A 23,080-nucleotide genomic window follows, 5' to 3' on the forward strand; every position below is an offset into this window, starting at 1 on the left:
AAGATTTTCATGGGATCGCCCCAAATCAGGCTACCGTTTGGCCTCCAGAGGCATCTTTAATCGGGTTTCTTCTGCAGTAAGGGAGGGGCCCCTTGAAAGCCATTTTTCGCAGGTAATCACCGTGTATTTCCTAACTTAACAAAACAAATTCTCAGCACATCGGTCTTGCTTGACTGATTATACGTCCCTATTGCCCCCTTGACGAAACCAGCGGATGTTCCTTTTTAAGCTAAAACGAAACCAAAGGGCTATAACTAAAATTATATCCATAACCTTCGTTATAGCCGCAACGAACGCCTTATTTTTTGAGCTTTTCCGCAATTCCCCGCCCAAGCTATTCCTTTGGTTATATGGTCATCCTTTGCGTTTTCCCCTCGGCATGCAGGATATTTAGCTTATTCAATCAGATTGTTATGAAAATAGTTAGATCTTGGCACTGACCTTGCTCTATAAAAAGCTGACTCAGCACCGGTGCTGCGGTTTATTTGCGTTTCCGTATTCACCGGTAATTATGGATGGAATGCTGCCCTTAAAAAATCGAACGGATTTAGAAAGCGCTCAATCATGAACTGACGCGTCATTGCTTTCCGGGGGTCGCCAGAAACACGTAACTCGAATTGAGAAGGGGGACATATGAAACTTTGGATGAAAATTATGATCGGTCTGGGCTTAGGTATTGTGGCCGGACTCATCTTTCAGGAAAAAGCGGCACTGGTAAAACCCATCGGCACGCTCTTTATCAACGCCATCAAGATGCTTATCATCCCGCTTATCTTCTCGTCCCTTATCGTTGGCATGACCAGCCTCAAGGACAGCAAGCAGCTGGGTCGCATCGGCATGAAGACCCTGGCCATCTACCTTGTCACCACAGCCTTTGCCGTCTGCATCGGCCTTCTGGTGAGCACCATCCTCCAGCCCGGCGCGGGGATGATGATCGACATGGGAAAGGCCGTCTCCGCCAAGCAGGCGCCGCCCTTCATCGACACCCTGGTGTCCATCGTTCCCAAGAACCCCCTGGGCGCTCTCTCCAGCGGCCATGTGCTCCAGGTCATCTGTTTTGCCATCTTCCTGGGCATCGCCATCAACATCACCGGCGAGAAAGCTGAGCCCTTCAAGAAACTCTGCGAATCCGTGGCAGAGATCATGTACACCCTCACCGCCATTGTCATGGAATTCGCCCCCTACGGCGTTTTCGCATTGATGGCCTATGTGGTGGGACAGTACGGCGCATCCACGCTGCTGCCCCTTCTCAAGGTGATCCTGGCCGTCTACATCGGCGCCATTGTCCATGTTATTTTTGTCTACGGTTCCGGCGTCGGTCTTGTTGCACGCCTGAGCCCTGCCAAATTCTTCAAGGGCATCGTTGACGCCCAGGCCGTGGCCTTTACCACCACGAGCAGCTCCGGCACCCTTCCCGTGACCATCCGCTGCACCCAGGAGAACCTGGGAGTTTCCAAGAGCGTCTCAAGCTTCGTGCTTCCCATGGGCGCCACGGTCAACATGGACGGTACCGCCATCTACCAGGGCGTGGCCGCTCTCTTCGTGGCCCAGGCCAGCGGCATCGACCTGACCATGTCCAACTACATCACCCTGATCCTCGCCTCCACCCTGGCCTCCATCGGAACGGCAGGCGTACCCGGCGCGGGTCTCATCATGCTCTCGGTGACCCTCTCCTCCATCGGCCTGCCCATGGAAGGGATCGCCCTCATCGCGGGTATCGACCGAATCCTCGACATGGCACGTACCAGTGTCAACGTCACCGGCGACGCCATGACTTCCCTGATCGTTGCCAAGAGCGAAGGCGAGTTCGACAAGGAGATCTTCGACGCCACCGAGGCGGTATAGCCTCAACCCAAAAAGGAAAACCCAGGAGCGTCCGGCCCGCGGAGTCCCCATTCCGCGGACCGGGCTTCGAGACCTTGCGGGGTCCCCATCCCGCAGTGATCGAACTATCCCCTCCTGATTTTCATACACATCTCAGAACACCGAACCACCTTCTTCTATCCCCATAGAGAAGCGAAAAAGGAAAAGGGTCTTCCCGGGAAACCGGTGGAGGCCCTTTTTCTTTTGTTGGTATCCCCCGGATTTCTCTGGTCCGTGGACCGACGAACTGCAAGGCACCAACCATCGGCGACCTATAGTAAGGAACGCGACTTTACGGAAACGACACTTATGGCGATGGGGTCGGTGGGCAACTGGCATGAAACGCAGGGATTTGTCGTTGAGGAAAGGCGGGGAGAGAGCCCACCACAGTAAAGACACCCCGATGATTGACGTTTACAGGGTGCCCCTGGTGGCAGGCGCCAGAGAGACGGATTAAATCTTAAGCAAAATAGAACATTCAAAATGTGAGTCCAAAAGCATTTTCACCCTTTCCCCTTTATGAAAATTTCGCCTGGAAATCTTAAATCCGTCCTTTGACACAAAAAGGACATCCTTGGCAAAGGAGTGGTTCACATCACCCATGGTGACAATCCAGGCATCGATGTGATCAATTTTCCCTGTGTACCATCCGCCACGCACACTTTTAACGTAGGCCATGACGTTCTCACCCTGTGACTTCCGAGCCCAGGCCAGCCCCGGAGAAAAAAAACCGTTCGAATAAAACCCTACAATAAAAAACGCCAAGGCCATGACGTAAGCGACCGATTTCTTCATGATCATATCCTCTTTTAAAAATCCTCTGCATTGGTGACGGCATGGGGCCTCTGCTTCCCCGTCGAGGCCCCATAAAAGCCAAGCAATATCACTCGACAAACCGCCAGTAATAAAGCCCCAGAACCTCTTTTTCGATGGCCATGGACTGCGCGGTGCCGGCCCCGTCATCCTCTCCATAGATAAGGACGTCCGTGGCACTCCCCTTGCGGTTCAGAATCGCAGGGGAGTAATAGATATCATCTTTAAACCGCCTGCCCGAAAGCGTGCCGTCGTCATCGTCCACATCCCCGTCGCCATCGGAATCAAAAAAGGGTTCGTCCGGCTGAGACCCATCGCAGGCATTGAGCGTGTAAAACACGGACCCGCCCCCAGCCGTGCAGGGGGAGAGCTTGGGAACGATGGAGGCCACGATGGCTTTGCCGTCGAGCAACTGGGTCTTGGTCACCACGCGCTCACCGGTCAACGGCAGGTCCAGGTACCACCCCACATGGGTCCCGCCCTCGTAAGCACCCGCTTTCACCCACTCTTCGGGGACCAGCCAGTCAATGGCGTGGGAGGTAGAGTGGAGCAAGGCAGACGAAGCAGGTGATGTCACGGACTGCTTTAATAAGGTGGCGTCTGTAAAATGCGAAAGGGTCCGCTCGGCGGCGTTGCTTGTGGGCTGCTGCAATGCTCCCAGGTATCGGGACTCCGGAGATTCCCACTCATCCGCCCAGTCCCAGATGCCGTAGATGCTTTGAATGTCCGTATTGGAGGGATCTTCATTGGCAAGGTAACGACCGGTCCCGAAAATAACCATGACCCCTTTGCGGTTTCTGTCACAATGGGACATGACGGCCGGTTTTCCTAAAATGGGCTGTATCTCGCCATCCTTGTTTTTTGCGGTAAACAGGGGGTGACCGTCGTAGGCAACATGCCAGGCCCCGGCACTTGAGGACGAAAGATCGAACTTCCACAGGTTTCCCAGCATATCCCCTGCATAGACGATATCCACGGTGCCGTTAAAGTCCGTATCAATGGGCACCGGAGAACTCAGGCCATTGCATTTTTCATCGGCGGGCACAGCGCTGCCCTCGTTGGTGTCAATGGGGACAAGCTGAGACCCATCCATATTTAATGCATACAAAACGGCCTTTCCGTTCAGGCTGTCGTATCCGTTGCCGACCAGAATGATGTACTGACCGGTGTTGGCCTTGACGATGGCAGGCGCGCTGTAGCTGAATCCCATGTCAGGGTCCGTGTTTCCATAGGCCGGATACTCCCAGATTGTGGGGATCTGGTGCTCTGAAATCTTGGTGGGGTTGGTGATGTCCATGCCATAATACCCCCTGCCCCCTTTGCCCAGTCCACCCACCAGCCAGGTCTTTGCGGAGATGCCGTTTTTAATGGTTCGGATTTGAACGGTGTTGTCCACAAAATAGGTGTGGGTGTACTCGGAATCGGCGAGGTAGCCCAGGTTCTCGGTGACAAAGGACGGTATGTAGGCAAAGAGTTCGTTGCCGTCGGCAGAATCAAAGGCGTGGAGCATGCCATCATTTGCCCCCACGTAGACCACGCCGTTTTCATACGTCGGCGACGAATTCACGATATCACCCAGCACAAGCCCGTCCCGGTCGCGATATGTTCCACCTTTGGCCTTTTCCCCGCTGGAGTCGCCCCGGACAAAATCCAAAATGCCCTGGGAAAGGCTCTCCTTCTGGGCATCGGACAGGTTGCCGTACCGAAACGCCGTGCTGCCGCTCTCCCCATTGGTGAGGATGCATCGCGATGAGTCCCACCAGGTCAGGGACTTGGCCGCCATCACCTCCTGGGCATCCCAGGCCTTGGTGGTGGTCAGCTTCCCGGCTGAATCCGTTCCCAGGTCAAAGGCTTTCAGGTTCCCGGTCCAGTTCGACGAATCAAAATACCCCTGGTACAACTTGGTATCCTGTTTCAGTTCCTGGGAGTTCATGCTCACGCTCGCCCCGCTCATGACCTGGTTCTGGATATCACCGATCACACTCACCAGGGCATTGGCAAGGGCCTCGCTGTTCCCGGCTGTCATGAATTTTCCCCGGCCGTTGACCGCTGCATGGAACAAATCATCAATTTTAGTCTTGTCCGATGTGGGAGCGGGCCATGCCAGTTCATCCTTCATACCCGGACAGTCCTTCGGACAGTCGTAATTACTGTCTTTCAAGGTCCCCGAAACCCCGAAGGCCACCGTATAGGTCACCATGTGCTGATGCTGTGCGGTATCCTTAACGGTAGTCGGCACGTTATCAGCCAGGTCGGTGCGCAGGTCCCTCTCGTAAAAATGCATGGCGATGTCGGCAAGGGTATCAGACGATTCGTCGGCATACGGCACCCCGTCCCAGGTGGACGTATCGGATGTGGAATTTTTATCTGCGTTACCCACAGAATAGTCAAAATCCCCATTGTAGTACCCATCGGTCATCACGATGGTGAATGCTTTCTGGCACGTCCCGCCATTTTCTTCAGAGTCAAAAGGTGACGTCCCTATACCTCCGTCTCCTGAGGCCTTGTCGTAATACGCCCCGATGTTATAAAAGGCGTTTCTCAGGTGGGTGCCCCCTTCGGAGTCTATGGCATAGAGCTTTTGCAGCAGGGTATCGGTCAGGTCAGTTCCATCGACATGAATCGATTTTACCCCGGACACCGACCCGTTGTTGATGGCATAAAGCCCCACCTTGACCCCGCTGACCTCGCTGATCACCTGGGCTACCGCCGACTTGGCGGCAAGTTCCCGGTTTCGGCTGTACTGATACCAGTTGGCCATGTTCTGAAGGGCGGCCTGGTAATCGGTAACGGCGATGGCCGAAGGCACGGAGTCGAGAAGCGTCAACGACGCTACCTCGTAATAGTGCTCGTCCCCAGAGTCCGTCACCTCATAGTACTCTGCCGCGCCCCCGCTCAGATTAACGAGATACACCTTGTCACCGGATGTCTGATAATAGTGGGCATAACTCAAATCCACACCATAAATCACGGCGAAATCGCCGGCAGCATCCATGTCACGGGTTCCATAATTAAAATAGGGATGTTTTCTCGTACTCTGGGGATTGGCGTTGGTGTAGAGGGGCCAGGGCTTGTAGGTCACCTCCGGGTTGTAATAGACTTTATTGTACCCCGACCACTGCGTTTTCCAGCATGTACTCACATCGTGAGCCCACGAGTCGACACGGGCCACATTATTGTCACCTAGGATATACCCGGAACTCTTGGCGTCTCCTTTATTCATAAACTTGAAGGAACCGGTATCGCAGAGAATATCAAAATCCATGCTCCCCGAGTCGTCTAAGAGAAACATCACCAGCGGGGGTGCCGCCGCAACCTGGGTCGTCAACGGGGCATCGGCGATGTCCACGCACACCGTGCTGGTTCCACAAACCCTGTCCGCGCTGGAGCAGTCCTGATCGACACCATCCCCGCAGATATCGATGGCATCGGGGTTGACGGATGAATCCGAATCATCGCAATCACCGTCGTTGGTCACCCACACAGCACCATCAGGTATGGTGCATTCGAGGTGAGAGTTCTTAGGGTTACCATACCCATCCCCATCCATGTCGTCATAGTAGAGGACCTTGGCCGAATTCGGGGCGTCTTCGTCTGTGAGGCCGTCACAGTCATTATCCATGCTGTCGCACTGATTGTCCTCGGCACCCGGATGGATCGCGGGGTTCGTGTCATTGCAATCACCGGACTGAGTCACCCACCCGCCACCGACTGGGGAAGCCGTGGTGATGTTCGGGTCACCCCATCCGTCTCCATCGCCGTCCCAATAATGCGTCGGCTCATCCGGTTCAAACTCCAGAACCAGCCGGTACGCACCGATATTCTTTCTCTTTTTTACCCCGCGAAGCATGGTATAATACGATCCGGCAGTATCCAAATACCATTCAATCCGAAAGTTACCCTTCTTTCCACCGGTATTGTCACTCTCCAGCATCAAATCATCGTCGTCCGTACTATAGAGATACCCCACGGTCTCCAGATTCGGATTGAAATCCGGGGCCTTAGCATATATCGTGACCGTTCCGGGGGTATTGACGGAAAACGTGAAGTAATCCTTGTCAAAACACTTTTGCCCCCAAATGGTCTCACAACGTTCAAGAACCCCATCCCTCACGATACCCGCATCGGTCAACGTGCCCAGATCGTGGGCATGGGCGATGACATCGGCAAAACCCGTTTCAGCCTCCACCGATGCGCTCCCCCCCATCACACAAATGAACAGGCACCCCAAAACAACCGGCAAACACCATCGTTGAGCCATCTTCCTGCAAGCCTTCCAAATATCAGCGAGCCCCATGCATCCCCTCCGTCAATTCATCTTTTTACAATAGCCCGCCGCCATCTCGACCTTGCCGGAGGAGAGCACGGAACGTCCGTAAATCACGTATTCCCATTTGAGCGGGGAGGTCATTTCCAGACTGGAGCCAGAAGCCACCCCCATGCGCAAGGCGCAGAATGAAGTTTTTCCGTCCGTATAGAATGTGGACACCGCGGCGTTGGTATCCGACCCGGAGGTCTGCCACGCGTCCTGTTCCGGCTTAAAGCGCGTCTCCTCATCGGTTCCGTCGGAGAGCCACGACAACCCGGCCGTGGCCGGATCGACGTCATCTGCATGTTCAAGGTCCAGGGCGGCTTCCTTGATGGCAGACTCCGCCCGGTAAAAATTCCGGGTGTAGCTTTGATCGTTGCCGGAAATCTTGAGTTCGGTCTGGGTTGTTGTCAACGCATTGACCCCCAGCAGAGCAACCAGAAAAAGAACGACCAATGCAATGAGGAGGACCGATCCCTCCTCACCTTCCCCATGGGCATACCTGCGACGCATCGAATTCTCCCGATTTAAATAAATGGTCCATGTGCTTGATGGCACAGACACACATTGGCTTATAGAGTGGTCAAATGCCCCGGGCCTTTAAAAACCGATAATCGAAGGAGTGGTCCCTGTCTCCCTCTTTCCACGCAACGGTCACCGTGATATCCCGCCTGTCGGGGTCGGCTGCCGGGGAAACGACAACCCATGTCACCCCAAACCCATCAACTTTTTCTGAGCCGTCCGCAAGATCGGCTGAGCCGAAGTCAAGGGCCAGCATCTGTTCGGCGCGCTCGGAGGCGACCATGGAGGCCTCGGTGATTTTATAGGCCGTCCCGTTGCCTTTGATGGCAGTAATCTGCATGGATGCCGCTCCCAGGATACCCACCGCGAGAATAAGCAGTGCAACCACTACTTCGATAAGGGTAAACCCGTCAGCAGCCCATGAGGAGCCATGAGAACTCACGTTTGTGGGCCGACACGATATCGTCTCCATCATTGATCGCATCACCTTTCTATTTGTCTTTACATATTCCGGCAATTGAAGACCCCCGTGACCAGTTGCCGATAGACCCCGTCAGAAGAGAAATTCAGGGTGTTTTCCGTATGATCGTCCGGAAAAGGAAGGGCAAAGGCTGTGGGCGTCGGGTAGCCTTCCACGGAACTTTCCGTCCTCGCAACAATGGTTACCCGGATGCTTCGAATATCATTCAGGTGCTTTGCCTCAGGTGCCCAGGTGGTGCTCCCGCTTTTCAGTTCATAGATAAACTGCAGGGTTTCAATATCGTCGGCAATGGGTGCTGCGACCCCTGAAACGGTGCGGACAATGCGCTTTACCCCGTCGTCTGCAACGAGATCAAACGCCACGGAGACCAGGTTATCCGTACCTTCTTCAACATAGGTAAAGGTCAACGCCCCCTTGGTTGCCCGCGTAAAACCGGGCTGAAATTCACTGACGATATCGCTGCAGTACCCTGCCTTCATCAGCTCCCTGCCCAGGACATAGTGCCCGGCCCGCCAGTTCTGACGCATGGCGACAATTTTGTCCTGGGTATTTACCGAGTGCAATTGACTGATATAAACGGCATAGACCGCCGAGATCACCACAGAGCCAATGACCAGCGCAATGAGAAGTTCCAGCAGCGTAAGCCCCGTGTTCATCGTGGGACTTGCTGCGGCTTGGGGACACCGCGATCTCAATTTATGACCCCGCTTCAATTTTCACCCCCCCGGCTGCGGCAAGGACCACATTATGGATCTTGACGCCCTCTTTGTTGGTAACGGAGATGATTCCCGAATCGGCAGGAAACCCTCGGGCGTTGAAACAGGCCTTTTCATCGGGCAATTCCGTATCGGCGACGGTAATGCCGGACGGCATCTTCCCCTGCTTCACCACGTCCTCGCCTGAATCTTGAACCAGGTTTCCGTTATCGACAAACACCGTGTACCCACTGTTGCTCCCGGTTGTAAACGCCACGACAACAGATGCATTTTTCGCGATGGCCGTGGAGCGGGCCAGCACCAGCGCCGAGCGAACATCGGCGCTGCCGTTTTTCAACCGGCTGGTTTCAACCCATGCAGCGAACTGCGGTGCAGCCAAAGCAGCAAGAATAGAAACAATCGCCACGGTGACCATCAGCTCCAATAAAGTAAAACCCGTGGTTCCGCCAGCAGTTGTTTCCTCATGTTTGATTAATCTGCATGAATTCATTATAAACGCCTCTCCATTCCGAAAGTATTCACACGGCATGCCTTATATTTATTTCAATTATAAAAACAGATTTTCACACGAAACGCCTGAAAACTAAGCGCTAAAGGATGTTACCTTGAGAGAAACTTTGTTCCTTGTCATAGCTCAAAACCCCATACGTCCATTCGACAATTCTAAAACCATTATTATAGTCAAACAACTTGTTTGACAATATGTTTTTTACTCAGAAGACGTTGCGAGGGGTTATTTAAACAGTGTCTCATTCAGTAAATGAATCAAGAGCCGCATATATCCTGCTTCTCCGCAGTTAGAAAAAAAGAGAAAAAAAATGGGAGATAAACTCAGGGGCATCAGACAGGCGGACCGGGGCAATGCCTTATTTCTTGCCCGCGCATAGATCATCAAGGAAGGAATCCGGCGAAGGCTGAAGGGCCCCAGGAATAAAATGACAAACATGACGTTTTGGGAAAAAACCGGAGAGGCGCAGAAAACACCATAAAGAAATGCAATGCCAATAGCCCGGATATTTCACGAGTCGGGTGGGCTCATGTGCAAGGCATCAGAGCTGCAGATGTAGTTTTTTACCTCAAAGCTCTGATAACGCAGCAGATGACTGCACCCGGCTCGCCTGAAGGGTGAGAAAATCAAACAGCAAACCCTGATTTACATTTTACATTTTCAAAATAGCTATTTTTCCGTTATAGCATTCTGAAATCATATAGTTTTTATCTTGACTGCTTGTTTTCTCATGAAATATCCGGGACAGGGATCTACGGACCTGCCACATCCCCGGTGTGGAAGTCCTGAAACCTAGGCCTGAACCCTTGGTGATGACACCCAATAAAAAACCCGTCTCCCATACGGGAACGGGTGCACCATATTAGCTGTCACGCAAAAAACCTGATGTGAATCGTTTCGCCATACCGGCCATGCCTTCGCCGCCAGGTTTCAAGCTGCCCCCAGGTTGCGAATGCTTTCCCTTCGTTTCCCGAGGTGAAAGCATTCGCGAAAATTCTCACAACATGAATCCAAACCTGTTTGTCAAACGCTTTGCCCCCGGCTGGACAGCCGGAGGCAAACGTAACCTGAATAGTTGCGGCAGCTTTCTATCAGCTGAATGGGAAGGTTTTTTGAAAGGTGAGGCGGGAAGGCAAATCGATTCCACGGCCCTCCCCGGGGGGGGGTGAACCGTAACCTGCCCAGCAGGATGGCGGAAGAGGCCATCCTTACGCACGCCTACAAGGAATCCACAGCATGGAGAAGGGCCGTGTTCTCCTCGGCCGTGCCGATGGTAATGCGCACAAAGGGGGTCAGTCCCTCTTTGTTAAAGAAACGCACCAGCACGCCCTGGGCTTTGAGGCCTTCGTAGACGGCTTTTCCGTCGCGGTCCGGGGCCCCTGCAAAGACAAAGTTGGCTTCAGAGGGCAGCACCTTCCACCCCTTGGCGGAGAGGGCCTCGGAGACACGTTCCCGCTCGGCCATGACCATGCTGCGTGTTTTGTCAAACCACTCCCGGTCCGCCATGGCGGCCATGCCCGCTTTCTGGGTAAGGGTGTCCACGGGATAGGAGTTGAAGGAGTCCTTCACTGCATAAAGGGCCCGAATCAGCTCCTCGCTCCCCATGGCCCACCCCAGGCGGCTTCCGGCAAGGGAGTAGCTCTTGGAGTAGGTCCGCACCACCAGGAGATTGGGGAACCGGTCGATGAGGGCAACGGCACTTTCGCCCCCGAAGTCGATGTAGGCCTCATCCACCACCACCACGCGATCCTCGGGCCAGCGCTCCATAAGGCGCGTCACCTCATCCAGGGAGAGAAGCATCCCTGTGGGGGCGTTGGGGTTGGGAAAAATAAGCCCGCACCCCGTCTCCGCCAGGAAACGATCGATGTTGACGAGGTAATCCTCATCCAGGGCCACCTTTTTGTAATCGATGCCGTAGTAGTCGCAGTACACGGGGTAAAAACTGTAGGTATGCTCAGGAAAAAGAAGGGGCCCCCGGGACGAATCAAAGAAGGCGAAAAAGACAAAAGAGAGGATCTCATCGGACCCGTTGCCCACCATCACCTGCTCCCGCTTGATACCGTGGGTCTCTGCGATGAGACGGCACAGGGCGTCTGCATTGGGATCGGGATATCGACGGAGGTTCTCCACATCATAGGATCGGAGCGCCTCGGCCACACCCGGTGCCGGGGCATAGGGGTTTTCGTTGGTATTGAGCTTGATGTAACTGCGGTCCTGGGGCTGTTCGCCGGGAACATAGGGGGTCAGCTTCGTGAAACGTTCGGAGTACATTCTGGTGGGGCTCCCATCTGTCGTCATGGTCGAAAACCCATCCCGTCAGCCTTCTGACCAACGGAACAGGTGGTGTCTCGTGCGTATTAGAGCATCCTTTATAGCACCGACCATACGTCCCGGCAAGGCAACCCCACGGGGGCATGACGAAAAAGCCCCGGCCCGTCCATTGCCCGGGTCCCCGCGCCCCCCCATGATTGAAGAGGCAAAAAGCCTTATCGCTTTTGGATCACATACGCAAAAAGAGTGCCGTCCTTACGAGCCACACCCTTGACATAGACACGGTCCCGACGTTTGAAGTGTGATAACTTCGCCGCATTGCCCGACGCATCGAGGAGCTTCGTCTTGGTACGGGTGCCGTCATGGAACCAGGACCCGATCACAAAGGTGGACTCACCAATGAGCATCCACGTGCCGTCGGCCGCAACCTCCATCACTTCCGACTTTTTTTCCACCACCCGCCTGTCGTCATAGACCCTGGAGCCGGTCCCTGGATCCATTGAAGCAGGCACCTCAAGAACAAGGGTACGGGAATCTCCGGCCCAGGCAACGGCGGCCTCACCGGCAGTTGCAAGTACCGCCGCCAGGAGAACAACTCCAATTTGTTTCAGCACCATGATGTCTCCTAAAGAGTTTGTTTCCAATAAAAATAATCAACCCGATCATCTTTGGCAGCGTCCCAGCTCATGGGCCCCACCTGGATCTTCGTTCCGTTGAATATGGGTTTGGCGATGGGGAGGTTCCCCGGAAGCACAGTGGACCGACTCTTCGTGGACCCGCCCCAATCGGTTACGGCCTTGCCGTCAAAGGCGCTAACGGCGTAAAGGCGTCCGACCCCGCGGGCCCCGGCCCCAGCGCACGGATCCGCGTCTGAATCAGAGCTGCTTTCCGAGGTCGGAGTATAGGTCGTGAAGTACACCACCCCCGAATTGACAAGGGCCCTGGAAACCACTTTTTCGTTGGTATTGGGAAGGTTGAAATACCACCCTTTTTTGGTCTTCAAGACATCTGCGTACGAAGCGGACTCATCGGTCACATTGACCAGGTCGCTGTCCGTCAAGTCGCTGTCCCACAGGGTATTTCGGACCGCATAGAATCGGTTGGATTCGGTCCCCAGGGGGTTGGCCCGATTCCCGGTGCCGAAATAGAGGGTCTCCACCCCAGACACCTCAGCCGGTACCGGGGCGTAGAAAAGTTTTCCGGAATTACACGAAAACAGGCGGTTCCGATACGCCCAGGCACCGTCCGGGTCCTTGGCTTCCACCACGCGGCTCCCATCCCTTACGGTATCCAGCACATCGTCGGCCACCACGAACACCTGCCCTGCCATATCCCCGGCATAGACGCGGGTGGTGATGCCGTCGGCATCCGTGTCCACGGTATACAGATCCACGATACTGTGTGTCATCTTGCTGAAGTTACCGTGGTTGACCTTGAGCCCGGTAAAGCTGCCGTCGGACGCTTTCACGGCAAACAGAGCCCGGCCCATTTCCGGGACGGTGCCGACTCCGGAACTCGCCTCCTGTTTGATCTGATTGTAGCCCCCGGGCAGAACAAACACCTTGGTATCTGTGGTGGAACTCAGCTTGATACGGCAATAGGCCGGTCGCCCCCAGGTCTGACCCAGGGCCTCGCCTCCTGCCGTTGTCACCTCGTATTTCCATCTGGGCTCAACAGACGATGAGATGTCCAGGGCGTAATACCTGTACCCGCCCCTACGTTCCCCCACCAGAAGGGTATCCGGTGAGAACAGGGTGGTACCGCTCATAAGGTTGCCGTAGGAGACGGAAGGAGACCCGTCCACGTAGTAATCGTAATTGTTGTCCGAAAGCCGGTCCAGCCGATCCAGCTGCCCCGGAGGGACAAAAGCCCAAAGTTCTTCACCCGTGGCATCGTCGATGGCCCGGAACAACCCGTCGTTGGAACCAAAATAGATCACTGACGAGTTGGTGGAGTAGTGCACCACCACCGGTTCAGAATGAATAACGGAGCCGATAGGCCACCCTCCAACCCCCTCTTTCACCGCGGCAATGGAGTCGGTGGTCACCCCAAGCCCCAGCAAATCGGCATTGGATGCGTCAAACCGATTGACCGTGCCCGTCAGATTCTTCTCACTGCCCCCCGTATAGGTATAATAATTACGTGTGGTCTGTTCCAGAATTCTTTCACCTGCCCCTCCTTTCAATACATCGGCACCGTCGCTGGTCGCTTCTGTCCAGAGGGATTTGCTGTTCTCCTTCATGGTGCCGTCGGTATTGACGGCGTTGTTGCCAAGGGCATCCAGTACATCACCCGACTCGGAGAGTGTGTACTTCTTCAGGTTGCCCTTCCAGTCTCCCGCCTGGACGGGCTTGAAAAAGGCAAGATAAATGGAATCAGCCTCGGCCGTTCGATACTCTCGGTTGACGGGAACCACCGGGGCCACGAAGGTGGACGATTCCTCGGCGATGGTGCTCATGATCTGCTGAAAAGCTTCTTTCAAATCCGAAGCCCTGGAGGCCGTATGGTAGGTTCCTCCTCCGTCGATGGCCGCCCGGTTGAGCAGGTCGTGATCCAGGGTAAACCCGATGGTGTGGGTGATGATGTTCTGCTTGGCAAAAGAGGTTCCCGTCCCCATAGAACTCACCAGGTCCTCGTTGTAAAGGAACATGGCCACATCATCCAGGAAATCGGTAGTGCCGTTAGACGAATCGTCTGATGGATAGCGGTGGACACTTCCGTCGGCGTTGAGATCCCGGTCGTCGTTGTCGTAGTCCCCGATGGTCTTGCCCATGTATTTGTTGTTTCCGTAGAGGAGGCTGGATTCGTCGCAGGTGGCCTCTCCATCGGTAAAAAGGATCACGTAGTTCTTCTGACAGGAGTACTCGATGGGGCTGACGTAATTTGAACTCGTGTGACTAAAGTAGCCTGTCTTTCCTGCGAAATAGAGCCCGGCCTCGGCAAGGGCTTCGGCAAGGGGGGTGCCGCCATTGGCAGTGAGCTCGTCAACTTTGGAGGAGATGATAGAGTTTGCCGTACCGCAGGGAGAGATAAGGCGTCCGCCGTTGCAGCTGTTCAGCTTCATCAGACCGAATCGGACCCCCGTCGTCTCGGCGAGGAGTTCCCTGACCACATCCTGGGCGATCTCCAATCGGGTTCTGTCCGATGCCACAGGACGACTCAGAAAATTCCTGTAGTTACCGATGCGCATCCATGTTCTCCACGTTCGCCGGCCCGAGCGCATGGTCACCTCTGCGTACCCGACGCTCAACAGGGTTGCCTCGATGGCGTCGTTACCGATGTCGTCCACATCATTGCTGTACAACTTCCAGCGAGAACCGGACTTGTAATACACGGCCCTGGTCGGGTGCGAACCCGAGTAGACCGTGTCCGGGTCATACGTATCGCTGACGCCGTCGGAGGGGGCACTGCCTTCGACGGTTTCAGACATACTTCCCGACGTGTCAAAAATGATCAGCACGTTGGGCTCAATGGTCACGGACTGGGTGCCATAGATGGCGACATCATCGGCCAGGGCGGTCAGGGGGCAGGTAAGAGCCAGCCAACACAACACAAGAGCATGCCTGAATTTCATTGTTTCCTCCGTGGGATCATATTCCCTGCAAATGTTCCACTTTAACCAGCTCTTCCTGCATATCCACGCCGCACTGAAGAACCACGCCCGTCAGCGACGCCTTGGGATTGGCGGCACTGTAGACCGTGGGATCAATGGCGGTGGCGGTGACGGCATACCGTCGCGTACGGTACACGCCCTTTTCAGACCCCTTGGGAGCCGGGCCGATGTGGGCCAGAGAGGGAATGTCGTCTGCAGACACCGACAACGAGCTTCCCTGCTTGTTGGCCAGAAGCACAATGGCACGCACCTCGATCCAGGCCACGGGAATCCCGGCATCGTTTGTCACCGGAGAGGCAAACTCGACCCCGGTGTTCCTCGGATCACGGTCCCTCAAAGGGAGATGGGTGGAATCCTTCAGGTAAAGCCGGTTCCCCTCCGAGTCCGCCTCGTTGGCATAGATCCGGTCAAACATGGCCACGGCGTCAAAGAGACCCGCTTCCGCATTGTAGAAATTGCGTTTGTTCACCCTGTCGTTGCCGGCGATCTTCAATTCCGTAACAGAGTTGTTCATGGCCGAAATGCAAATTACGGTCACCAGCACAAGAAGCACCAGAACCACAAGCAGGGCACTGCCCTCCTCTCCCGAGGTGGGAACGCCCCGTTTCCTGTCCAGCGTCATGCATCCTCCTTTCCCGCGCAAAGGCCTGTCGATGCCAATCGGTTTCAATGCATTGTCCTCACCACCACTTGAGATACCCGGTGTGTTTTCCCTTCTTCCGTCCAGAGGACCGAAAGGTTCACGGTCTTGCTCTGCTTATCGGAAGCATCCCTGACGACCCAGTTAACCGTATACCCGTCGGACGTAGCGGTGTGTATATCCTCCGGCGTATCCGGGTCGTTCTCCGACAGGACGCTGTCAACGGTCTCTTCCGTCCACACGGCGCTCATGATCTGTTCTACGCGGTCACTTGCAAAATTCGCGGCTTCCGTCATGGAACGTGCACTCGCATTTGCCTTCATGGCATGAACCTGCATCAGGGCAAGCCCCAAGAGCCCCACCAGCAGAATCACAGAAGCCACCATCACCTCAATGAGGGTCATGCCCGCCTCGTCGTGTCCAATGGAAGTGCAGCGCACCGGTTTCGTCATTGGTCTATCCCCCGATTTCTGCAGCGCACCGTTCGCCTCAGAAGGCGACGCCGATACCCGTCGTTGTATGGCCCCCACGCACTGGTATAGCCCCTGTACGTCACACTGTTGGAGAAGCCCGAATCCTCGGTACGGCTGCGCGCCAAAAGCGCCATGCGCACGGCAATGACACGGGTTCGATCCGTTGGAACGGAAACGGTGCTTCCGTCGTCAAGCACATAATTGAACTCCAGGGCCTCCATGTTTTCGCCCACAACAACCCGGCTCGTTCCGACCACACGCACCAAATCCAAATCGCCGTCCCCGTCTTCATCGTTCAAGGTATACGTAATAGTCTCGAGGGTCATGGGCTGTGACGCTTCGTCCGCTTCATCTGTGGTACTGTCTCCATCGTCGTCCAGGCCGTTGGCCTCGGCCTCAACCGAGGTGGTGAAGGTCAGCGTGGAGGCCGTTGCAACTGTGATTCCCGCATCGGTCGTCCCTTCGGGGTCGTAGCCTGCCATGCGGATATCAGCCCCCACCATGACCATAGACGCCCTCAGGTTCTGCTGAATGTCGAGGACCCGTTCCTGGGTCATCTTGGTTTGAACCTGAGTGTTGTAAAAAAAATACGCCGCTGCCACGATAATCACGGAAATCGCCATGGCCACAAGTAATTCGAGAAGTGTAAACCCCTTCCGGCAGGTCATCGCGTTCATCTTGCACATCCTTACATCATGTCAACCCGGCTGCTGCCGGCACTGTTGAGAACCACGCGCACCGCTTTGCCGTAAACGTTCGTCAATCGCACTTCACCGTTTCGTCCGGTGGTGAGCCCTCGGCTGTCAAAGTGGGTTTTCAGTTTGTCCTTGGTTCCTGTCCCACCCAGATCAAAGCGAGCACTGCCGATGGTGACTTGATTCGAGAGGCTCCCGGAGGCGATGATCTTTTCCCCGGTGTCCCGGTCCCGGTCTCCGTCTTCATCCACAAAGGCAGAATAGGTCCCGCCAGACCCCGTACCCTCGGAAAAAGCGACAACCACATTGCCCCCTCCCTTGATCGCCTCCAGCCGAGCCAGCTGAAAGGCTGAATGAATGCTCCGGACGGATGCCGAGAGTCTTTGGGACGCGGTCCATTGCTTGAACTCCGGCGCAGCTATGCCCACAAGGATCGTTATGAGCCCCACGGCCACCATCAATTCCAGAAGGGTAAACCCCTTATCGTTGTTCATACGTGTTTCCTCGGCCGAATCGACCCTGAGATTCCGAGCAACCGACGGCCAAAGCTGGAAAGTTTCCAAATTTACTTAGTGACCGGCCGGACCCAACGGCTTGAAGCAGAGAGGATCATTGACTTTTTTAACTCAACTAACGACTCACGTGCATGGCGATCTGCTGCGCCCGGGTTGATTTGTTGTTGCCACAAAAACGGGGCACAACCGATTTTGCATTGAATCATATTTCTATATTTCTAAAACTACCCCTATCTCGTAATAAGTCGTTTGACAACACTTTTTTTTGTGCACCCGGAAACGAAAAAAGGCTCCCTGTAAGGAAAACCTTACAGGGAGCCTTTTACTCGCTTGTATTATTACAAAACCAATCAGGGTGACGTCACCCAAAACCCCTGAAAAACTTCTACTGACGTCACATCGGGGTTCATCGCCGTAAGGAATAGGAAGCCGCTCAGCACAAAGGGATTTTTGGCTTTAAGTAAAGGGCGATCGTTAAAATCAAGCACCGGTGAAACAGCGCCCCCATGGGCCTTGTATAGGCATCGGTCCCCGTTCACGGGATGGTCCGACAGAAAATACAGAGCGTCACCCACCGTACGAAGATAAGCTGGAATTCCAGCAACCTGTCCGTTTGCCACAGATGAAAGAGACTTTGCCGTCAGGCTTCCGGCCGCAATCTGCCATACACCCCGAGTCCCTTGGGAGTCCGCTGAAAGCCACAGCACCCCACCCTCACCGCACAACGCCTCGGGGTCTGACAGGCCACGACCCTGCGCATCTGTGGGAAAAGACACGATGCTGGTGCTGCCTGAGACGGTAAAGCGAAAGAGCCGGCGCACCGTGTCGCCCTCGGGGACGGCTGAGAAATAGATCATATCACCCGTGCGATGGAAATCCTTTGGCGTGGTGAGGATGCGGTTAGCGCACTCCAGGGGAGCGTCGGCCTGGTTTGATCCTGCAGGCAGCAGCCGAAGGCTTGCAGGACCTGATTCGTCTGGGGTCTCTGCTGCAAAAAGAAGGGACCCTCCAACGGGAAAAAAATCTGATGGGTTTTGGACTCCGGTTATTTGAGCTATCTCACCATCGATGTTCCGCGTCCAGAGGTCACTCCCGCCCCTGAAATAAACACGGTCTCCCCCCGCGGCAAGGGCAAGACCGGGGTCCGGGTCCAGGCCTTCGACATGGGGCCCAACCACCACAATCTGATTGTTTTCGTCGGTAACGGCCTTGGTACCGGTAATGGAACCGGATGTCTCCCAGAGCTGCCACACATTGTCGGCGACGGCGAGAAAATAGACCGTGTCATGGCACACGGTAAACAACCTCGGGCAAGAAACCGGTTCCCCGTCACTGGCCTTCAGGAGACCTGTGGCGTCCAGGGTTCCCCGGGACACCCAGAGGGATCGCCCGTTTTCCTTGTCTTCGGCCGAAAAAAAGAGGCGATCCCCATGGACAAAGAGGCCCTCGGGGTGACTGCCCTCATACCCCGGGAAGATATCGGCCAGAACCTCCACACCGCCGTTGGTATTGAACGTAAAAAGTTCCCGGCCGTACTCTCCGGAGGTGGCGACCATGACGACATAGCCCCCCACCCGCACGGCACGGTCCACGTCTGGATCCACATAGGGGTTTATGTTATCCGTCAGACGGGTCCCTTCATCGGTGCCGTCGCTCTGCCAGAGCTCAATGCCACGGATTCCGTCATCGGCGCGCAGCCACAGGGTGTCGTCATAGGCTTTCAGGCCATGGGGGTAGCTCCCCTTTTCACCAAGCCGGATATCCTTGAGCCTGAAGGTCGTGTTGGCATCCCCCCCGCTGTACCAGAGCTCTGTGCCAGCCTCCCCTCCGTCGGCACTGAACATAACCCCGTCGCGAAACGGGACCATCTCATCAATGGCACTGCCCGACGTCCCGGGCAGGATATCCCGAACAAGAACGGTGCCTGCTTCGGTACCGTCGCTCTTCCAGAGTTCAAACCCTTCATCCGCGGTTTTTGCAGTAAAATAGAGCACGCCACCGGCCCCTGTCAGGTGTGCGACCTGACTCCCCAGCCCTGGATCCGTCAAGATGTCCTTCACGCGCCAGGTACCCTCCGGGGTGCCGTCACATCGCCAGAGCTCCCGGCCGTGTTCCCGGGTAAACGCAGCAAAAAACAGGAGGTCATCGGAGACGGTAAACCCACCGGGTGCACTGGAAGATTCTCCCGGAGCAATCTCCATGAACAGGGCAGGACCGGTGTCCCCGTCCACCACCCACAACTCCGACCCTTGCCCTGCACGGGTGGCACGGAAAAAAAGGCGCCCACTGTACACCGTCAGACCTTTGGGAGTCCCGGAGGCTTCCCCCATGTTTACATCGAGCAACCCGGCGCTTTCACCCTCCACGCGCCAGAGTTCTCGCCCGGCATCGGGGGCGAATGCTGAGACATAGAGCTGACCGTTGTATGCCACACCGATCTCGGGGTGCTGAAGCGCCCCTTCGCCTCCGTCACGGGCTACCTCCACAGCAGCGTTCACATCGTCCCCCTGTACCCACAGGGTGATGTCTCCGTCCACGGTACCGTTGGCTGAAAAATAGAGAACCTCGCCCACCGCCGTCAACCCGGCAGGGTCCCGCCCCGGAACCGCCTCGTCACCTTCGTCAGCTTCATCGTCATCACCATCGGGAACAGGCGCTTCGGGTCCAGCCATGCGAGGAGGCTGATCGGGCCTCATCACCCACAACGCCCTGCCGTTTGTCCCGTCATCGGCCGAAAAATAGAGGCAGTCGCCACACACCGTCAACTCCCCCGGGGCGCTGTCCCCGTCCCCGTCATGGATATCGGCAACCTGCTCGGCCGGTGTATCCCCTTGTTTCCGCCACAGCTCTCGTCCGTGCTCCGGCGAATACGCCGAAAAGTAGACAGCGCCGTCAAATGCCGTAAACTCGTTGGGATAGCTGTGAAGGTCCAGGGCACCCTCAAAAGGAAGCATCCGGGTGGGGAAGGTGTGGAACGACCAGGTATCGGACTTGGCAACGGTCTCCCCATTCTCGTCAAGTGCCTCCACCGTCCACGTGTAGGTTGTGTTATCAGCCAGCTGCAAGGGGCGATAGGACCGTGCCCTGGTGGTGAGGGTCATCACGGCCTGGTTTGTCCCTTCAACGTCGGTATACACCGTGACGCCCCACTGGGACTCGCCCTTCGATTTGCTGGGGCTCCAGGCCAGGGCGAAGTCTTTGTTGAGAAGCGTGGCTCCGTGGGCAGGTGATTCAAGGGCCACCTTGTCCTGGTTCACGACGGATTCCGGAGACGATGAGGATCCGCCGCTGCTGCCGCAAGCCGTCAGCACAAGGGGTATCAGGGTCAATACAATGATGCGTATGGAGGGAGTCATGGTCATCTCCAGGGGTGCGGGGTCAGTAAAGCCGTCCAGACAAACGCTTCCACCGTATACCGAACAGTAAATCTATTACACAAACAATGTTTACGCACAAGGCAAAAGGCACACCCGAAAGCCTTTCACCTTGGGTCTCACACGTGAAGTACAAAGAAAAAAGGCCCGCCGTTTTCTACTTTTTTAAAACAACAAGTGTTGAATTTTTAATCTGAAAATGTATGATAAGCAGAACAACGAGCCCACCGGTGCCACAACGCCATGACTGCGACCAGTGTCTTTATCTGCCTGCGATTCCTGACCACCCCTTTGGAAAGGAGCACGTTGATGTCAACACCCCGTGGAGTAACACCAGACCCCTTTGACAGCCCCACCGATTCCTTAAGTTTCGCGATCCCCTGCCCCCCCGATATTCCTGCAGATCGATTTCCCTTCTGGAAAGCCGTCGCCTCCCGGGACGGGACCCGGCTTGCCGTTCCCATGGGCATCTCTCCGGAAGAGTGCCGCCTCTACACCCTGGGGTTCGATGAAACAGAGCCCCACATCTCAGACCCTTTTATCTCCATTACAGACCTTCGGCCCTCAGGGCCCCGCGACTTTACCTTCCTCTGCCAGGGAGATGAGGGCTGGACAGCCATTGCAGCCTCAACGCCCTGGGAACTCACCACCGAAATTGCCTGGAACCTCATGGTCACCGACCAGGACACCACGGCCTGTGAAACCCAGGACCAAAGGCGCTACACCCCGGTCATCGACGATACCCCCTGGCCCGATTCCTACGAGAACACCTTCGGCCTCACCCTTGCCGCCACAGGAACAAGGTCCGTCGCCGTGGTCCAGACCACCCCCATCGCCGAGGGAGACTTAGACACGTTCCTGTCCGGGTGCTTCACCCTGGGCACGGACCAAGGAGCCTGGTCCGGTCGCTATGTGGGTGCCTTCAGCCCATCCCTTTCCAGCGACGGTACCGTAGCGGCAGTGGATACACGCCTCACACAATACGACTACACCATCGCCGTCGATGATCAATGCTGGGGTGCCTCCTGGCCTGCGGTCTGGGCCCCGGTGGTCCACCCGGAAGGGACCTCTGTATGGGCGCCGGTGAAAGGGCCCAAAGGGTGGATACTGGCCTGTGATGGCGAACCTGCCTGGCCGAATGCCTATTATCAGTTGTGGGAGGTGGCCTTCTCCCCCGGCGGGGAGCGTGTTGCCGCCGTCATCGCCCCGGATTTCGGCAAATGGGCCATAGCCCAGGATGGTACCCCCTGGAAAACACAGGTGGACGGTTACCTCTCAAAACCCGTCTTCAGCCCCTGCGGAAGTCGCCTCGGCTGCTGCGGACTCCACAAAGGAAAAGCCGTGGTACTGGTGGACGACCACCCCATGGGCAACGGCTTTGAGACCGCCTGGGACCCCATCTTCAGCCACCACGGAAACCATATCGCCGCCAAGGTCAAGCGGGGCGGTCTCTTTTCCGTTATCTTAGACGGCATGGAGATCAAACGCCCCTACATCTGGATGGCGCCTCCGGCCTTCACCCCGGACAGCAAGCACCTGATGCTCTGCGGGATTGAAAAAAAAGGCCCCGACTATCGCTACACACGGGAGTTCATCGCCCTTACATAAAATCGGAGTGATCGCCATGCATTACACCCTGTACGCTTTCATGACCGGCATCGGATTTAAAGCGGCGCTCATGGTCTGCCTGGGCGGAACCGCCCTCAAGCTCATTCTTTTTTTCAAGCGCGCGGCACAAAAAGACAAAGCGTTTTTCGCCTTTTACTCATGGAAATACGCCGGTCGATCCATCCTCTTTCACCTGATTCCCTACGTCAGCCGAACCACCCGAACACACCCGGTGATGACCGTTGCCACCACGGCCTTCCACGGAGCCATCCTTACCCTCCCCTTTTTCTATTCGGCCCACGGGGTGCTCCTTTCGGACAGCGGTTTTTTCCGCCTTCCACGCTATCCGGACCGGGTTTCGGACATCCTGGCTGCCATCGGCCTTTGCGCCCTTCTTTTCTTCCTCGGCCGCCGCCTCTTTATGCGGGCGGTGCGGTACATCACAACGCCTGCAGACCACATGCTCCTGGCCTCACTGATTGCCCTGGTGCTCTCCGGCCTCTGGGCCCGCTTTCAATGGCCGGGATTCCTCTGGGCGTCCCTCATCCACATGACGGCAGGCAACCTCATCATCGCCGCCATCCCCTTCACCCGACTCAGCCACATCTTCTACATGCTGATCACCCGCGGCTACGCCGGATCCGAGTTCGGCGGGGTGCGCATGGCAAAGGACTGGTAA

At 55.9% G+C, this 23,080-nt stretch carries 17 protein-coding genes; 3 read left to right on the forward strand and 14 right to left on the reverse strand.

Annotation, left to right across the window (positions count from 1 at the left end; all coding sequences use genetic code 11):
• The first annotated feature begins 645 nt into the window (after window positions 1-645).
• Window positions 646-1,845 (forward strand): dicarboxylate/amino acid:cation symporter, encoded by a 1,200-nt coding sequence (locus BLQ12_RS23040; protein WP_217640384.1) that lies wholly within the window; start codon window positions 646-648, stop codon window positions 1,843-1,845.
• Window positions 1,846-2,316: 471 nt separating this feature from the next.
• On the opposite strand, the gene BLQ12_RS23045 is transcribed toward BLQ12_RS23040, so the two are convergent.
• From BLQ12_RS23045 to BLQ12_RS23110, 14 genes are all read right to left on the reverse strand, one after another.
• Window positions 2,317-2,658: a hypothetical protein gene (locus BLQ12_RS23045; RefSeq protein WP_139164075.1), complete on the reverse strand. Its 342-nt coding sequence runs from the start codon at window positions 2,656-2,658 to the stop codon at window positions 2,317-2,319.
• An 88-nt stretch (window positions 2,659-2,746) separates the two neighbouring features.
• A complete protein-coding gene (locus BLQ12_RS23050; protein WP_175470021.1) occupies window positions 2,747-6,865 on the reverse strand; it encodes a PilC/PilY family type IV pilus protein in 4,119 nt (1,372 codons plus the stop codon).
• A 120-nt stretch (window positions 6,866-6,985) separates the two neighbouring features.
• Complete coding sequence (locus tag BLQ12_RS23055; RefSeq protein WP_092214577.1) at window positions 6,986-7,498, reverse strand: PilX N-terminal domain-containing pilus assembly protein; 513 nt, start codon at window positions 7,496-7,498, stop codon at window positions 6,986-6,988.
• Window positions 7,499-7,568: 70 nt separating this feature from the next.
• The gene (pilV, locus tag BLQ12_RS23060; RefSeq protein WP_092214579.1) at window positions 7,569-7,991 is read right to left on the reverse strand and encodes a type IV pilus modification protein PilV; all 423 of its coding nucleotides are present in this window, start codon (window positions 7,989-7,991) and stop codon (window positions 7,569-7,571) included.
• A gap of 17 nt (window positions 7,992-8,008) precedes the next feature.
• On the reverse strand, window positions 8,009-8,644 hold the full coding sequence (locus BLQ12_RS23065) for a PilW family protein (RefSeq protein ID WP_092214580.1): 636 nt from the start codon (window positions 8,642-8,644) through the stop codon (window positions 8,009-8,011).
• Between the two features lie 40 nt (window positions 8,645-8,684).
• Window positions 8,685-9,194, reverse strand: coding sequence for a GspH/FimT family pseudopilin (locus tag BLQ12_RS23070; protein WP_175470026.1), 510 nt, complete (start codon window positions 9,192-9,194; stop codon window positions 8,685-8,687).
• 1,236 nt (window positions 9,195-10,430) lie between these two features.
• Window positions 10,431-11,483 (reverse strand): histidinol-phosphate transaminase, encoded by a 1,053-nt coding sequence (gene hisC, locus BLQ12_RS23075; RefSeq protein WP_092214583.1) that lies wholly within the window; start codon window positions 11,481-11,483, stop codon window positions 10,431-10,433.
• Between the two features lie 215 nt (window positions 11,484-11,698).
• Window positions 11,699-12,100, reverse strand: coding sequence for a hypothetical protein (locus BLQ12_RS23080; RefSeq protein WP_092214585.1), 402 nt, complete (start codon window positions 12,098-12,100; stop codon window positions 11,699-11,701).
• An 8-nt stretch (window positions 12,101-12,108) separates the two neighbouring features.
• Entirely contained in the window at window positions 12,109-15,057 is a 2,949-nt protein-coding gene (locus tag BLQ12_RS23085) for a VWA domain-containing protein (protein ID WP_092214587.1), read from the reverse strand.
• Between the two features lie 16 nt (window positions 15,058-15,073).
• On the reverse strand, window positions 15,074-15,718 hold the full coding sequence (locus BLQ12_RS23090) for a PilX N-terminal domain-containing pilus assembly protein (protein WP_092214599.1): 645 nt from the start codon (window positions 15,716-15,718) through the stop codon (window positions 15,074-15,076).
• 44 nt (window positions 15,719-15,762) lie between these two features.
• A complete protein-coding gene (locus tag BLQ12_RS23095; RefSeq protein WP_092214601.1) occupies window positions 15,763-16,188 on the reverse strand; it encodes a type IV pilus modification PilV family protein in 426 nt (141 codons plus the stop codon).
• The gene (locus BLQ12_RS23100; protein WP_175470023.1) at window positions 16,185-16,886 is read right to left on the reverse strand and encodes a PilW family protein; all 702 of its coding nucleotides are present in this window, start codon (window positions 16,884-16,886) and stop codon (window positions 16,185-16,187) included. The genes BLQ12_RS23095 and BLQ12_RS23100 overlap by 4 nt, the downstream gene beginning before the upstream one ends.
• Before the next feature lie 11 nt (window positions 16,887-16,897).
• A complete protein-coding gene (locus BLQ12_RS23105) occupies window positions 16,898-17,398 on the reverse strand; it encodes a GspH/FimT family pseudopilin (RefSeq protein ID WP_092214604.1) in 501 nt (166 codons plus the stop codon).
• A gap of 371 nt (window positions 17,399-17,769) precedes the next feature.
• Window positions 17,770-20,775, reverse strand: coding sequence for an ELWxxDGT repeat protein (locus tag BLQ12_RS23110; protein WP_175470024.1), 3,006 nt, complete (start codon window positions 20,773-20,775; stop codon window positions 17,770-17,772).
• A 327-nt stretch (window positions 20,776-21,102) separates the two neighbouring features.
• Between BLQ12_RS23110 and BLQ12_RS23115 the strand changes: the two genes are divergently transcribed.
• Together BLQ12_RS23115 and BLQ12_RS23120 are read left to right on the forward strand one after the other, a co-directional pair.
• The gene (locus BLQ12_RS23115) at window positions 21,103-22,401 is read left to right on the forward strand and encodes a hypothetical protein (RefSeq protein WP_092214607.1); all 1,299 of its coding nucleotides are present in this window, start codon (window positions 21,103-21,105) and stop codon (window positions 22,399-22,401) included.
• Window positions 22,402-22,417: 16 nt separating this feature from the next.
• Entirely contained in the window at window positions 22,418-23,080 is a 663-nt protein-coding gene (locus BLQ12_RS23120; RefSeq protein WP_092214609.1) for a hypothetical protein, read from the forward strand.

Source organism: Desulfoluna spongiiphila (genome assembly GCF_900101345.1).
GTDB lineage: Bacteria > Desulfobacterota > Desulfobacteria > Desulfobacterales > Desulfolunaceae > Desulfoluna > Desulfoluna spongiiphila.